16 protein-coding genes are annotated in these 14,930 nt (G+C 30.4%); all 16 read left to right on the top strand.

The annotated features are described in order from the left end of the window. Positions 1–15: 15 nt before the first annotated feature. The 16 genes from CX675_RS17400 (at position 16) to CX675_RS17330 (ending at position 14,873) form a co-directional block, all read left to right on the top strand. Positions 16–1,053, top strand: a complete 1,038-nt coding sequence (locus tag CX675_RS17400; protein ID WP_130736575.1) for a site-specific integrase — start codon at positions 16–18, stop codon at positions 1,051–1,053. A gap of 126 nt (positions 1,054–1,179) precedes the next feature. Then, positions 1,180–2,541, top strand: coding sequence for a Shedu immune nuclease family protein (locus tag CX675_RS17395; RefSeq protein WP_130736528.1), 1,362 nt, complete (start codon positions 1,180–1,182; stop codon positions 2,539–2,541). Positions 2,542–2,703: 162 nt separating this feature from the next. Continuing rightward, positions 2,704–3,378, top strand: a complete 675-nt coding sequence (locus tag CX675_RS17390) for a hypothetical protein (RefSeq protein ID WP_130736527.1) — start codon at positions 2,704–2,706, stop codon at positions 3,376–3,378. A gap of 226 nt (positions 3,379–3,604) precedes the next feature. Continuing rightward, a complete protein-coding gene (locus CX675_RS17385) occupies positions 3,605–3,994 on the top strand; it encodes a hypothetical protein (protein WP_130736526.1) in 390 nt (129 codons plus the stop codon). Between the two features lie 218 nt (positions 3,995–4,212). Beyond that, positions 4,213–4,680, top strand: a complete 468-nt coding sequence (locus CX675_RS17380) for a DUF695 domain-containing protein (RefSeq protein ID WP_165396079.1) — start codon at positions 4,213–4,215, stop codon at positions 4,678–4,680. Between the two features lie 52 nt (positions 4,681–4,732). Next, positions 4,733–5,236 carry a hypothetical protein gene (locus CX675_RS17375; RefSeq protein WP_130736524.1) on the top strand — a complete coding sequence of 168 codons (504 nt, stop codon included), beginning with the start codon at positions 4,733–4,735 and terminating at the stop codon, positions 5,234–5,236. 193 nt (positions 5,237–5,429) lie between these two features. Beyond that, positions 5,430–6,074: a hypothetical protein gene (locus CX675_RS17370; RefSeq protein WP_130736523.1), complete on the top strand. Its 645-nt coding sequence runs from the start codon at positions 5,430–5,432 to the stop codon at positions 6,072–6,074. A gap of 176 nt (positions 6,075–6,250) precedes the next feature. Then, a complete protein-coding gene (locus tag CX675_RS17365) occupies positions 6,251–7,837 on the top strand; it encodes a hypothetical protein (protein WP_130736522.1) in 1,587 nt (528 codons plus the stop codon). 487 nt (positions 7,838–8,324) lie between these two features. Further along, complete coding sequence (locus CX675_RS19905; RefSeq protein WP_165396078.1) at positions 8,325–8,495, top strand: hypothetical protein; 171 nt, start codon at positions 8,325–8,327, stop codon at positions 8,493–8,495. A 291-nt stretch (positions 8,496–8,786) separates the two neighbouring features. Further along, on the top strand, positions 8,787–9,431 hold the full coding sequence (gene hxpB, locus CX675_RS17360; protein WP_130736521.1) for a hexitol phosphatase HxpB: 645 nt from the start codon (positions 8,787–8,789) through the stop codon (positions 9,429–9,431). A gap of 260 nt (positions 9,432–9,691) precedes the next feature. Next, a complete protein-coding gene (locus tag CX675_RS17355; protein WP_130736520.1) occupies positions 9,692–10,729 on the top strand; it encodes an aldehyde reductase in 1,038 nt (345 codons plus the stop codon). A gap of 7 nt (positions 10,730–10,736) precedes the next feature. After that, positions 10,737–11,096, top strand: a complete 360-nt coding sequence (locus CX675_RS17350) for a hypothetical protein (protein WP_130736519.1) — start codon at positions 10,737–10,739, stop codon at positions 11,094–11,096. A gap of 9 nt (positions 11,097–11,105) precedes the next feature. Further along, positions 11,106–11,885, top strand: a complete 780-nt coding sequence (locus CX675_RS17345; RefSeq protein ID WP_130736518.1) for an AraC family transcriptional regulator — start codon at positions 11,106–11,108, stop codon at positions 11,883–11,885. 200 nt (positions 11,886–12,085) lie between these two features. Beyond that, the gene (locus tag CX675_RS17340; protein ID WP_130736517.1) at positions 12,086–13,063 is read left to right on the top strand and encodes a hypothetical protein; all 978 of its coding nucleotides are present in this window, start codon (positions 12,086–12,088) and stop codon (positions 13,061–13,063) included. 611 nt (positions 13,064–13,674) lie between these two features. Then, positions 13,675–14,256, top strand: a complete 582-nt coding sequence (locus CX675_RS17335; protein ID WP_130736516.1) for a hypothetical protein — start codon at positions 13,675–13,677, stop codon at positions 14,254–14,256. Between the two features lie 122 nt (positions 14,257–14,378). Next, positions 14,379–14,873 (top strand): hypothetical protein, encoded by a 495-nt coding sequence (locus CX675_RS17330; protein ID WP_130736515.1) that lies wholly within the window; start codon positions 14,379–14,381, stop codon positions 14,871–14,873. Positions 14,874–14,930: the final 57 nt, after the last annotated feature.

Genomic DNA, 14,930 nt, shown 5'->3' with positions numbered 1-14,930 from the left:
TATAAGCCACACAAAATGTATTGGAAAGCCAAATTAATTACTCACAAAGGAATACCTCGTATTGCTGTATTTTTTGATAAAGACGTACTTTTACTTTCACGTATTAAAACTTTTAAAGGAGCAACTTGGAGTGCTTCTAAAAAATATTGGCATTTGCCTGATACTATAGCAAACAGAGCACATTTTAAAATACCTCCAACTCCAATTCTATCGGAGGAAGGCATTCGGCAATTAGAAAAATTTAAACAATGGTTACAAGCGAAAAGGTATAGTGAAAATACCATTAAAACTTATGCAGATGCACTAAAATCGTTTTTAACGTTTTATACTCACAAAACTGTTTCAGAAATTACGAATGACGATGTCATATGGTTTACCAATGAACACATTCTAAAAAACAAATTTTCCACTTCCTATCAAAATCAGATTGTAAATGCAATCAAATTATATTTTAAAACCATACGTAATGAAGTATTGATTATTGATAAAATTCATCGTCCCAAACGAGAAAAAGTATTGCCTAATGTTTTGAGTAAGGAAGAAATAAAATTCATTTTAGAAGCACCTAGCAATCTAAAACATAAAACAATGCTCTCAATGATTTACAGTTGTGGTTTAAGACGTAGCGAATTATTGCATTTAAAACCTACAGATATTGATTCCAAAAGAGGTATTGTGCTCATTAGACAAAGTAAAGGAAAAAAAGACCGCATTGTACCTTTGTCTAACAAAATTTTAGAAATGCTACGAGTCTATTATGTACAATACAAACCTATGGTTTGGCTCTTTGAAGGACAAAATAAAGGTGTTAAATATTCTGAAAAGAGTTTACAAAGTGTTTTAAAACAAACATTGCAGAAAACTAAAATTTCAAAACCTGTCACCTTGCATTGGTTGCGACATAGTTATGCGACTCATTTATTAGAAAGCGGTACCGATTTAAGATACATACAAGAATTGCTTGGTCATAATAGTAGTAGAACAACGGAAATATATACTCATGTAAGCACAAAAAGTTTAGAACAAATAAAAAGCCCTTTTGATGATTTGTAATAGATAATTATTATTTTTGGGTAAGAAAAAAGTCTGACTGTTTTCAGACCTATCTAACAAATGGTTGTTGTATAGGTCTGACGAAGTCAGACATATAAACAAGTTGTGCGTAAGCTGAAAAACAATATGCAAAATCTGATACAGAAAATACAAGATTTAGGATGGGAGGAACTTCAAATAAATGGAGACATTACTATCGATGGGACAGATTTAGTTCTTTTAACTTCAGCTAATGGAAATGCGACTTTAAATCTACTTGACAGGAGAGTTTCAAATGAAGGAAAAGTAACATATGTAAACAGTTACAATAATCTTACAAGAATTGAATTTCCAATCGAATTTCCAATCGAAAACTTTGTAAATAATAAATTAAAACTTCGGCATTACTCAAAACTTAATGAAGTTTTTCAATTTAACTCTCACAACATAATAGCCATTTCAATTTCTGCTGACATTAATGACTATACAGTAGAAAACAATGTTTTGATTTTTAATCCTGATGCAATAATAGAAGTTTTGAACACATACAATCAAATCTATGAAGGAGCAAAAAATTACCAATCAAAATATGTAAACTATAAATCTAGAGAATATCAAAGGAGCTATTTTGGTTTAGAAAGAGAAAGAAAAACACTTTCAAATAAGGGAGAATTTACATTTTTAATTGACCGTTTTAATCTTCCAACAAAAAGGACTAAATCAGATTTTGAAAGATACCTAAACGAAAATGACCTTATTTCTCTGCAAGATTTAAGTTTGAAATTAATTCAAAAGGAAGTCTTTGGAACGAAATTCCTTACAGTTTTAAATGACTATTTTATAAAGGCAAGACTTGAAGACATTATAAAACTAGGGCGTGAAATTCTTGCGTTAAAAAGTTCAAATATTAAAACTCAAATTGCTAGAAAAACTATAGAGAAAGTTGAATCTGATAAGCGAAAAATTAAACAACTTGAATCAGTATGGCAAAAATACTTTGAAAACTTCCTTTCGTTTCTAATTTTTTCATATCGAGAAATTTACCCGAAAATTGAACTTAATGTTAGTCTGAAAAAAAAATATCCAGACTTTATTGGGATAAATCATTATGGTGGCGTAGATGTAATTGAAATCAAAACACATCTAAAAAACGCTCTTACAAAAGACCCAAGCCACGATAATTATGCTTTTTCATCTGAAATGAGTAAAGCATTAATTCAAACGATAAATTATATGGACGCTCTAATCCAAGAAAAGATTAAAAACAAAAAGGCTAAACAAGACCTTAAAGGAAAAATTCTTGAAGGAAATATTTACAGACCGGAAGGTTTAATAATAATTTCTAGTTATGAGCATTTAGTTAAAGGAGTTAAACCAACAGATGGAGAATTTCAAAAAGTAAAACGGGATTTTACCAAATTGAGAAATGGACTTAACAATATCTCAATTATAACCTTTGACGAATTGTTAAATATGGCAGAAAATTACAAAGACAACATTATAAAGTAAAGCCTACGCACAACAATGGCTATAAACAATTGGGGCGAAAGTGATAAAACGAAAAAATAAACATAAAACAAAGGTCAGTGCTAAACTGAAAAGTTAGGGCATAAAATCCCCAACTGTTCATAGCCGAGACCGTTATGCGTAACCATAAAAAGACAGACTACAATGTTCGGACTATTTAAAAAGACAAGTTGGAAAATTGAAGGAAAAGCACTTGACTTTTTCCGGAAACTTTTTATTCAGTTGCCTGCCGAGTTTCAATTTTTATCTGAGGGACTTGATAAAGGACTTTATAGAAGGTTTTCAGTAAACCATTCATTGAAAGGACATTTTTACGTAGGTTTTGACCCATCGCAATCCGATAAGTCAATGACAAAAGGGAAGCAGTTTGAATTAGAGAGTATCATTATTAAACAGGACGGACAAGCATACCAATTAAATATTACAATTCACGAAGGACTTTGGATAGGTTTTGAAATTGAAAAAAACATTTTAGAATTTAATAACTTTCAAATTGATTTATCATCATTTAAGAAAAGTAAAAGCAAGTTTGCCCCAGACTCAAAAATTGAAAAACTCGTTAGCGGTCTGACTTGTGAGCAGCTTGACCTGACAAACCTTGGAGGGTTTGATGTTGAAGGCAAGACTTACTACCAAATAAAAGACCTTGAAGACGGCAACTTCATTGCAATTGACAACAAAGGACAAGTATTCGGATTAATTCACGACCCATACAAAATTGAACTTATAAATAAATCGGTAAGACAATTTGTTGACGATGTTAATGACGGAATTTTTGACTTTGACAAATATCTAAATGGAAAGAATGGCAACGCATAACAGCACATTTGCATTAGGCGGGGTTTCGTGCACCGCAGACAGTTTTGTGGAAGCCGAAAGTTTTGTGCTCCGAATAAACATTTGTTCTAAAAAGCCCGCCCATCGCAAATCTGCAAAACGTTGTGTGTAATTTTAGAATATCAGATAAACAAGAAAATAATTGATAAACGAATATAGATATCGACCTCCTTTTAAATACTTATTTGTTGGAATTGGAGGATTAATTATGGCGACAATGTTTGGTGCTGTAACAATTGGAAACGGAGAAATCTGGTTACGAATTATAACGTTGGTGTTTTTTCTTTTGACAATTGCAATGGGAATTGCTTTTCTCTGGCTTTTTATTAATAAATTCAATGTTGGAGGTTTGAAAATTGGAGCGGACTTTATTGTAATTCCTGGACGTTGGAAAACACGAACTAAAATAATGTTTTCGGAAATTAAAAATATAGGAGAAATAGACACTTACGACCAAGTTATTGAAATTGAAGGTGAAAATGGATTTTATCTGATTGAAAAACAATGGATGAAAAGCAAAGAGTTTGACAAAGTCAGAGAAAAATTAGTTGAATGGTCAAAAAAACTACACACAACTGCGGTTACAAGTAATGGCTAGGTCAGTACTATTCCGAAAATTCTCCGAATTTTCTAAAATTAGTTTATATTTGAAATGGCTTGGTAATGGTTTACGCCAATACTTGTAGTCGCGGAACGTTAGCTGTAATTTTGCCGTAGAAAACAGAAAAATCTATGAAACTAAATATTAAAATTTTAACTTTTTTAACTTTAACAATTACATCTTTAATAAGTTGCACAAACTCACAAACAAATAAAATGGGAATATTTGACAAAATTTTTAATAAGAAAGTAACCGAACAAAGTGAAGAAATATTAAACATTCCTGAAAGCTGGTCAATACTAAAATCAGAAAATAATGGAAAACCAATGTTAATCCGAAAAAATGTTGGTTGCGACAAAATTGCGGGAAATAAAAATTATTCTACAGGCTGCGGAATTGCATTTCAAGTAAAATTTCCTGATGAAAATGGATTGCCACAAATAGAAAAAGAACCTGAATTGAATAATTTAGAAGATGACATTTTTGAAATATTTGAAAAAGATTTAAACTCAATTGTTCCAATTGTTATAACAACTTCGGGTTTTAGAGAATATGTCATTTATACAAAAGACTTGCAAGAATTTCAAAATAGACTTTCGAAACTACAAGCGAAATATAAGCAATACGAACTTACAAGCTACAATAAAGAAGACGTAAATTGGAAAACGTACAAATCGTTTTAAATAAAAAAACTACTGGTAACAGCTAGTAAGCTTAAAAAAACAGTGGATAAAGATGACAAAAGAAAAATTTATAGAAAATTTTAAACTTTTAATAATTCATTTGCGTGAGATAACTGAAAGATTTTGCTTTAATGAAATTTCTGAAAATTATAAATTCATTTTACAACCTAGTGACTGGAATATTAGAGAATATTTATCTGAAGAAGAAAATGAATATTTAAAAACTTGGAAAAAAATACAGAATAAAGAATTATCGTTTGAACAGGTTGTAGCTTTTTTTTATAAAAATGGGAAAACTCCAAAATGGGCTGATTGCAATATTTACCTGACGAACTCAGAAAAAACAATTGTAAAAATTGAATTTAGTCGCGAATTTAAAGAAGAAAATGAAATTTATTATACAGAAAGAGGAACTGGCCCATTTAAAGCTGTTGTTGTAACTTCATCTCAAAACGGAGCAAATAGTGAAGAAAAATTTGATGTAAATTGGAAAGCAAATCTTGACAAACAAAAAACTGAAAGCATAGTGAAAAAAATTATTAAAATATTTAAATAAAAGCCAGCTGCTAACAGCCGTTTGTTGCAATTGCTAGGCTTGGCTTGCGTTCGGAATTTTACTTCGTCAGTTCGCACAAAGTGCTCGGGTCTCCGAAAATTCCACGAGGAGTTTTGTACTTGTAATCTTTTGGCTTAAATTTACGCAACTGCTACAAGCGGCTCATCGTTAGCAGTCATTATCGAAAAATCGTATGAAAAAAACTTTATTTATTTTTCTCCTAGTAACTGTCAAAATGTTTGCTCAAGATACATTAATCTATTCACAGAAGAATTCTTTAATGTTTAGCAATAAATATTTATTATTCCCTAAAACAAACAAATTTGAGCATATATTTAAAACCGATGATGGACAAACTTGGTTTGGAAAAGGAACGTACACAATAAAAAAGAGCAAAATAATTTTAGATTTTGGCGATTCTGAAGAGAATATTAAAAGTGAAACGCAAATTGAGAGAATTTACGATAAATCAAATGTATTTGACACACTAATTGTAAAATTTATTGATAAAAAGATTAGCAAATCTATGGGTCATATTAAATACAATGAAAAATATTATTACACAGATTTTGATGGACAACTTAAAATCCCAAAATCAGAACTTAAAAAGGACGAACTTCCAATTGTAGAAACGTTTATACAAGGTTCTATAATAAATATTGAATTACGAGATATTAATATATTAAGCGCCTTAATAATCACTGCATATGATATTTACAGCTACTATCATTTTGAATCAAATTTCACAAGAGTTTTGAATTTTAAAAACAACAAAATAAAATCAGAAGATTTTTACGGAACGACTAAAAAAAATGCAATTTTTGAATTGTTGAAATAACGCCTGCTAACAGCCGTTTCGATCAATTGCTAGGCTTGGTTTGTGTTCGGAATTTTACTTCGTCAGTTCGCACAAAGTGCTCGGGTCTCCGAAAATTCCATGAAGAGTTTTGTACTTGTAATTTTTAGGCTTAAATTTACGCAACTGCCACAAGCGGCAGACCGTTGGCAGTCATAATGAAGAAACTAACATTCATATCAATACTTTTTATTTTACTTGGATGTTCACCAAAAATAAGTGAACATTTTGAACAAAATAGATACGTTAGAAACTTTAGCATTCATATAATAAATGATTCCCTGCAACTATATTTTAAAACACCAGCGGATATAACCTATACAACTAACAAAAAGGAATTAAAGAAAATTATCCGCAATGAGAAATTTAAACTGTTAGATAGTGTTTTAGTTTATGGCAAAACTGATGAGCCTCCATACGAATATTTTGTAACTGTTTCAAAAAGAAGCAACCAAAGCTACCCAAAAGAACTTATTGTTTTTGACACAGTAATCAATAATCAAACGATATGCTTTATAGGGAATCCGCTGGCAAAAAACTCAAAAAGAACTTTAGAAATTGATTTGAACAATATTTTCAAGAGTTTAGAATTAGGCTCTACTTATAGAAAACAAATCAGTACAGTTTTTGACATTGTGAAAAAACATCAACCTTCCAATAAATTCTACGCTGCACTCAATGAAATAAGTGAATTTCCAACCTACGACAAACAAGAGGAATGGTCTAAACTACAAATGGAGCTTACGTTTTCTTCGTTTCTCGGAAAGAATGAATTTTATGAAACCTATTTGAACAAATTCGAATCGAGATTTAAACCAAATGACACTATTTCTGAAATAATAGGAGAAAATTCAGTTTTTAATTCGCAGGTTATTGATACAATTATTAAAGAAGCTGAAAAGCATAACATTGTAATGATAAATGAAAATCACTTTTATCCCAATCATAGGATATTAGTTTCCGATTTGTTAAAAAACTTAAAAGAAATAGGCTATAATTATCTGGCCTTGGAGGCACTAAACACCAAACAAGACAGCATATTGAATTTAGTGAATTCCTATCCTGTTCTTGAAACAGGTTTTTACACGAGTGAACAGAACTACTCGAATCTTATAAGAAAGGCGAAAGAATTAGGATTTAAATTTATAGCTTATGAAAACACAGACAACAGTAAAAACAGGGAAATTGGTCAAGCGGAAAATTTATACAATAAAACCTTTTTAATTAACCCAAACAGTAAAGTTGTGGTCTTAGCTGGAATTGACCATATACTTGAAAAACCAACAAGCAGAGGAAAAGAATGGATGGCTACCGTTTTTAAGAACAACTATAATATTGACCCACTTACCATTAGCCAAACGCATCTAAATTTATATAGAAAACATATTAAATCAAAATATGGAATTATTAACAGCAACCTTTTTGATAATGAAAGATTAAACTCCATAGATTATTTGATTCTTAACAACGCTACAGAAATTCAAATGGAAAATATGACAGCATCATATCAATACAAAAACAGTACTGAAAATGATGTTCAAATTGCATTGTTCTTTGGTAATGAGATTGCAAACCAGTACGATTATATTAAAAAAGTTCCATATTTTACAACAATAATAAAATCAGGAAAGAAAACGGAACTACCAATAGATGTAAAACAAGAAATATATTTATACACATTAGACAAGAACGGAAAACGTATTGACAAACAAATAATTACGCCTGCCAACAATGGCTATAAGTAATTGCTTGTTCTCGCCTAGTTCTGAAAATCCTCGCGGATTTTGCTTACGTCAGTTTGCTGCGCTAGTGTCAGTTAGGTGTGTACTTGCAAAGTTAAGTGGTAACCCACGCAACTACTCATAGCCCAAAACGTTAGGTTAGCGGTAAGTACACAAAACTGAATTGTAACGTTGAAAAATGTCTAATTAATAAAAAAAGGATTATGACTGGAATTGATTTTGGTTTTGGAACTTTGATTGCTTATTCTTTCTTTTTTTTACTTTTCGTTCCATTCTTAACCGTCATATTAATTAACCAATTTGATTATTTTGGAAAATTTAAGAGCACGACAAAGAACATTTTAAACATTATTTTTTTCATACTTTTTGGTTATTTTACTTTGTTAATTATTAGAAATTTTCATACTTCATCTTTCAAATTTTTACTGAGTTATGTTAGTTTAATAACCGTAATAATCTTTACTATAAGATTATCCAAAAAAGCCAAACTATGAAAACATTTATCCGATATACAATTAGTATTTCATTCACATTATTGGCAAGTTGGATTGTATATATAAAAACGTTTGAAATTGTAGAATATATTAATCCTTCAAAAAGATTTAATGCAAATGGAAATCCTGAATTCGTAATGCCTATATTAGCTATTCTTTGTGGATGAATTACTTCTCTTACAGCTTTTATTTTAACAACAATTTGGATGAATAAAATAATAAAAAAAAGACATCTAAAAAAGGAATAAAAGCCAGCAGCTAACAGCCATTTGTAGCAATTGCTAGGCTTGGATTACTTCCGAATTTTGCTACGCCAACTCGCACATTGTGCACGAGTCTCCGAAAATTCCATGAGGAGTTTTGTATTTGTTAACTTTTACTATAAATTTACACAACTACCACTAGAGACAGAACGTTAACGGTAAGTAACACAAACGGCTATAAATTGACAAATAGACATGATAAAAAAAGCGGTCATATTCGACATGGACGGAGTAATTGTAGATTCTGAGTGTCTTTGGAAAAAGGCTGAGAGAGAAGTTTTTACTTCATTGGGCGTAAAAGTAACAGATGAATATTCTAAACTAACAAAGTCAATGACGACTTTCGAAGTTACAAGATTTTGGTTCGATAAATTTCCTTGGCAAGATAAAGGATTAGACGTTGTAGAACAAATGGTTATTGACAAGGTTATAGAACTTATTGAAAATGAAGACTGTAAAATTAATGGTGTTAAGAATTTTATAGAAAATCTAAAATCCAAAAAATTTAAAATTGGACTTGCAACAAATTCGCCCAATAAAATAATACCAACAGTTTTGCAAAAGTTAGAAATTGAACACCTGTTTGATGCAGTTTCATCAGCCGATTTTGAAGAAAACGGAAAACCAGACCCTGCTATCTATTTGACAACAGCAGCCAAACTCAATATTACTGCTAAAAACTGTATTGCAATCGAAGATTCATATTCAGGTATGTTGGCAGCAAAGAAAGCAGGTATGACAGTTATTGCTTTTACCAATGACAACGCATTATTAAATTTTGACATTGCAGACTATAAAATTGATAGGTTTGATGATTTCGATATTGAACGACTTAATTAACCTATCGCTAACACAGGTTTTGCGTCAGGCGGGCTGACGTGCAGTTTTGTGCTTTTAATGAACTTTAGAAATAAATTGAAAATTTGTACTTCGAAACCCGCCAGAACGTAAAGTCCGAGAACGTTAGCTACAAGTCTGAAAAAATTGGGCTTTTACAAAAATCGGACTTCTCAATAAAGTATTTTTGGACTTCTCAATAAACTAATTCTACCAACTAATACAGAAATTTGCATCATCATTAATAGTCAAAAAGTAAAAAAATGAAAAATCAAGAAACAGTATTAGTAACAGGCGGAACTGGTTTTGTTGGAATGCAAATTATTCTACAACTATTAGAAAAAGGCTACAAAGTAAGAGCAACCGTTAGAAATCTTAAAAGTGTAGATCAGGTCAAAAACACCTTAAAAGCAAATGGCATTGAGTCATTTGAAAATCTATCATTTGTACAAACCGAACTCACCAAAAATGAAAATTGGGACAATGCAATAAAAGGTTGCATTTATGTTTTAAGTGTAGCTTCACCTGTGTTTTTCGATAAACCTAAAGATGAAGAAGAAGCTATTAGACCTGCAAGAGAAGGTATCTTACGAGTTTTGAAGTTTGCCAAAAAGGAAGGTGTAAAAAAAGTAATAATGACTTCTAATTTTGGAGCGGTTGGCTTTACCCAATTTGACAAAAACAGAACCACAACTGAAAAAGACTGGACAAACACCAACAATAAAGCAGTTTCCGTATATGAGCGGTCTAAAACCCTTGCAGAAAAGGCAGCTTGGGAGTTTATAGAAAAGGAAGGAGGCGATTTGGAGTTTGTGACTATTAACCCTGTGGCAATTTTAGGCCCATCCTTGGATGCCCACGTTTCAGGTAGTTTTCATTTATTGGAGAATTTGCTAAATGGAACAATGAAAGCCATTCCCAATATTCCTTTGAATGTGGTAGATGTTAGAGATGTTGCTGATTTGCATATTCGAGCAATGGAAACACCAGAGGCTAACGGAAATCGCTTTATTGCATCAGCAGACGGACAAATTTCCTTACCCAAAATTGCGGAACTTTTAAGAAACAAACGACCTGAAATTGCACAAAAAGTATCTTCAAGAAAACTTCCAAACTTTGTTTTGAAAATCGTTTCTCTTTTCAATGCACAAGCCAAAGAGGGTGTTTTACTTACCAAAATGAATCGAAATGTGAGCAACCAAAAAGCAAAAAACACATTGCATTGGAAACCAATTGCCACACAGGAAAATACCATTTTAGCTGCTGTAGACTCTATCACGAAATATAACTTACTCAAATAAAAAAACAATGACAACTAAAATAATCAGTGGAATCCTACTTATAGCTACCGTATATATTGGTTTTAACCACGGGTCACGAGTATTTCAAAAACCAACCGAACAATACTTGGAAATGATGTCTGCTTTAGGCATTACAAATTCTATAAGAATTACCATAGGTGTTATTTCCATTCTTTCGGCTTCATTAATTCTATTCCCAAAAACATTCTTTATCGGCAATACAGTTCGGGCAGTTCTACTTATCGTAATGATGGCTTTAGCACTTAAAGCCGGAAATTTTAAATTTGCCTTAATTGAAATCCCTTTTATAATGATGCCTTTAATTTTGATTTTTTTAGGGCATCCATTAAAAAATATTTCATTTTAAATAATCGAAATGAGAAAGATAACAGAAGAAACAAGCACCAATATTTTGATGGAACAATTTATTCCAGACAACGTGTTTTTGTATGTTGTCAAAGGTGCTATTCAAACATTTGACGGAAATAAAAAAACTATTTTTAAGGCAGGTGATTTTGGCATTGCACAAAAAAACCGACTGGCAAAGTATGCGCTTTTGGAAAGCAAAGATGGTTTTGAACCGATTATTTTTTGTTTTGATGAACCGTTTTTACAGGAATTTAAAAAGAAGCACGGTATCCAACCCAAAAATAAAGCGATAAAAGAAGCCTTTATCAAACTTTCGAAAAACCAGTTAATCAACAGTTTTATAAAATCCATAAAGCCTTATTACAAAGGTGTGATGGAGTTAGAAAAAGAATTTGAAGATGTCAAATATGAAGAATTGTTACTCATTTTGTTAAAAATGAAACCTGAATTGGCAGAAGTATTATTTGATTTCAGAAAACCAGGCAAAATAGATTTGGAAACATATATGAACAAAAATTTCGTCTTCAATGTGAGTAATGAAAGATTTGCGACTCTGACAGGTAGAAGTTTGTCCGCATTCAAAAGAGATTTTAAAGAAATATTTGATGAAACGCCAAGTCGCTGGTTGGTAAAAAAGCGATTGGAAGAAGCTCATTTTTTAATAGAAAACATGCATCAAAAAGTCAATGATATTTATCTTGATTTGGGCTTTGAAAGTCTGTCTCATTTTTCGGTTGCTTTCAAAAAACAATTTCAATACACACCGACAGAATTAACAAAAAGATAAAAAGACCAGCAGCTAACATCAGCTAAAGCAAAAAACTTAGTCGATAATTCCCCGAAAATTGTTTCACGAGTTCGAACTTTGTGCTCCTGTTTCCAAATTTTCTAAATTTTGTCTATTTTTGGCTCACACTACTTTATTTAACCACAGACCGTTGAACACCATTTTGAGTAAAACAGTTAAAAAAGAAAAAAATAAAATTCATGAAACAAAATAACTTACCGAAAATTTATCAAGTTACAGTACTAATTGCCTTTATTTATTCAGTTCTATTATTATCATATGCAATTTACAATCAATTTTTCTATGTTGACGGAACTTGGCTTCATGGGTTTACATCAAATGGATTTTCAGTTTTAAGCGGACTAATGTGGTTTGGAATACTTTTTATATTCAAACGGTTTTTAAACCGCATATTAAATTACAGTAAGGCAGATGTATTGATAAATGCTCATTTAATCTTTTTAGGTATTACAACTTTATCTTTGGCAAATGTAGTTTATCGTTCAATTAGAGTTTATACATCGCTTGAAGAAGGAAATTCTTCTAATGCTTTAACAGCTTTTGCAACTTCATCTATTTCAGGTGCCATATTTCTTTTTATTTCAAATTTTGCACTTATTTTGATCTGCATTCTTCTAGGAAATAAAATAAGAAAAATGGATCTAGTTGAAAAAAAAATAGTTCAAATACTTGGTTATACATTTATCGTTTATGGATTTTTTTCTTTGTTAGGAACATTTGGTTTATTAGGAACTGATATCTTTCAATTCTTAACAAAGGCTACACTATCCATTTTAATAGGACTGGTAATCAAGAAAGTCTTTAGTATGAGTTTTTCCGACTTAAATGCTTTGAAAGATTTTGATAACCACACAAAAGAAGCAAAATCCAAACCTGAAAAAACAACGAGTAATAAAAATAAGGTTGTCAAAGAAAAACCAAAAGAACTCCATTCACAAAACGAAGAATTACCAAAAATAAATTTAGAAGAACTGGAAGACAAAGAGTTGATACTTTCATATTTCGAAAATTTACCAAAAGAAGAATTGAACCGACTGGAAAATATTGTCCAAAATAAATACAATCAGAATTTGACAAACGTGCAAAAGCAGAATTTAGTTTTACAGTATATTACTGAAAAAAAATTGTACGACCACCAAAGGTTTTTACCAAAATAACTGAAGAAAAAAAGCTATTAATGAACTTGAAAACCAACTTCTCCAAAATATAAAAGGAGCAAGAAAGGAATATGAAACTGTAATTAAAAAGTTTATTGAAAAAGTAAAAAGTTAAAACTGCTAATAGTCGCTTTAGAAATTACTAGACTTAGTGTGTGTGAAATTTTCGGGTAAAATTCCACAAGGGGTTTTCTACTTCTAATCTTATGTCATAAATTTACGCAACTAACACTAGCAGCATTTTTTTGTGACAGTTGAAAAAACAGATGTTAACAAGGGGTAAAGAAAATGTCTTAATCAAGAATTTATAAAAAAATGGGAACTAAAAATATTGATTTTTTAATTTTTACGAACGAATATTCAGAAAGAACCAATTACATTACTGTTCCACTGACTACCAATTATCATTTCGGAACAAAACAGAACTAAATAATAACCATACACGGTATTAATATACATTATAGCCATTACCCACTCTCAAATTTTTGACCTTCATACTAAGCATTACAACTTACTAAAACCTAGAAAAATAGATTATATTTGAAACGACTTATTTTAGTTAAAAACATCTTTATAAATAACCAGTAACATTTACAAAAATCAAAAAAAGAATGAAAAAAAAAATTCTCATTTTAATATTACTTATTAGCAATTATTTAATAGGTCAAAAAACATATAAAATAAATACCATAACATGGACGTATACTACTCCTATTAACTATATACCTAAAATTGACAATTTTGAAAAAGAAAGAAAAAGAGGAGAAGAATATTTAAAACAAGAGGCTAATATAACATCCTCAACTGATGATGTTATTTTACTAGCACTTGAGAAAAAAGATTCAAGTGCAAATGCAATATTTGTTAGCTATAAAAATAATTTAACGATAAAAGAACACACATTAAATGGATATACTCAATTAATGAAAGATTTATTAATTGAAAATTGTAAAAAAGAATATCCCAATAATAAGAGTACTGTTATCATTGATGAAATGGTAATCGACAACATTAAATTTAATGTCATTAGACAAACTACGCTCTTTGAAGAAGAAGGCTTTGTTGGAACTAAATCTTTTTATATAGCTGAAATAGATGAGAAAGAATTTATGATTCTATTAATAAATATTGATGAAGAAGACAGAAAAAATGCCGAAAATTCAGTTTTAAAATCAACATTTAGAGCAAAATAAAATCTTAAGCATCTAAGAACTTTGTGAAAGTAATGATTTTTACTACTTTCATTAGGTATACGTAGTTTACGCTTTCTATTAAAATAACTGAATAGAAGATACTAGCAAATTAAAATATGTAAATGGAAAAATTACTAGGAACAATGCTATCATTATTTATATGCGTACTTACAGTTCCAACTGCACTATTATATCCAATAATTCAAATTGAAGCTACTAAGTCTCGAACAGTTTATTTATTTGTAAAAAATTATCTTGTTAACCAAAATACAGCTAATAAATGTAACAAAGAAGTTATTTTAACTGCTGTCATCTATGTAGCCATAGCCATAGTATTTACAATTCTTTTCTACATTATCTGTTTTAGAATTAAATCAATTTTTATTCAAAAAACTAAAATCTTTCTTTTTGGAATTTTCTTATTATTACAGTTTTATATCCTTCAAGTTCCATTTTACCTTTTCCAAATTGGAACACTCTATAATTGTGAAAATGATGGACAAACGGGCATGTCTATTTTGGTAAGTTCTCCATTAGTTAGTCTTACGTTAATTCTTTTTGGAATAAGCTATGATATTGTGAAAAATAAATTACAAAAAAGCTATAAACAAGAATAACTCCTTTAATAAAAATTCGAAAAATCACTATCTCAATTCGATTCAATTAAGACTACA

The organism is Flavobacterium sp. J27 (genome assembly GCF_004303025.1).
Lineage (GTDB): Bacteria > Bacteroidota > Bacteroidia > Flavobacteriales > Flavobacteriaceae > Flavobacterium.
This window is presented reverse-complemented; position numbering and strand designations above follow the sequence as displayed.

Coding starts and splice junctions, on each gene's coding strand:
- CX675_RS17330 (WP_130736515.1), top strand. CDS start 14,379: ATGGAAAAATTACTAGGAACAATGCTATCATTATTTATATGCGTACTT.
- CX675_RS17385 (WP_130736526.1), top strand. CDS start 3,605: ATGGCGACAATGTTTGGTGCTGTAACAATTGGAAACGGAGAAATCTGG.
- CX675_RS17375 (WP_130736524.1), top strand. CDS start 4,733: ATGACAAAAGAAAAATTTATAGAAAATTTTAAACTTTTAATAATTCAT.
- CX675_RS17400 (WP_130736575.1), top strand. CDS start 16: ATGTATTGGAAAGCCAAATTAATTACTCACAAAGGAATACCTCGTATT.
- CX675_RS17365 (WP_130736522.1), top strand. CDS start 6,251: ATGAAGAAACTAACATTCATATCAATACTTTTTATTTTACTTGGATGT.
- CX675_RS17380 (WP_165396079.1), top strand. CDS start 4,213: ATGGGAATATTTGACAAAATTTTTAATAAGAAAGTAACCGAACAAAGT.
- CX675_RS17370 (WP_130736523.1), top strand. CDS start 5,430: ATGAAAAAAACTTTATTTATTTTTCTCCTAGTAACTGTCAAAATGTTT.
- CX675_RS17355 (WP_130736520.1), top strand. CDS start 9,692: ATGAAAAATCAAGAAACAGTATTAGTAACAGGCGGAACTGGTTTTGTT.
- CX675_RS17350 (WP_130736519.1), top strand. CDS start 10,737: ATGACAACTAAAATAATCAGTGGAATCCTACTTATAGCTACCGTATAT.
- CX675_RS17345 (WP_130736518.1), top strand. CDS start 11,106: ATGAGAAAGATAACAGAAGAAACAAGCACCAATATTTTGATGGAACAA.
- hxpB (WP_130736521.1), top strand. CDS start 8,787: ATGATAAAAAAAGCGGTCATATTCGACATGGACGGAGTAATTGTAGAT.
- CX675_RS17395 (WP_130736528.1), top strand. CDS start 1,180: ATGCAAAATCTGATACAGAAAATACAAGATTTAGGATGGGAGGAACTT.
- CX675_RS19905 (WP_165396078.1), top strand. CDS start 8,325: ATGAAAACATTTATCCGATATACAATTAGTATTTCATTCACATTATTG.
- CX675_RS17335 (WP_130736516.1), top strand. CDS start 13,675: ATGAAAAAAAAAATTCTCATTTTAATATTACTTATTAGCAATTATTTA.
- CX675_RS17340 (WP_130736517.1), top strand. CDS start 12,086: ATGAAACAAAATAACTTACCGAAAATTTATCAAGTTACAGTACTAATT.
- CX675_RS17390 (WP_130736527.1), top strand. CDS start 2,704: ATGTTCGGACTATTTAAAAAGACAAGTTGGAAAATTGAAGGAAAAGCA.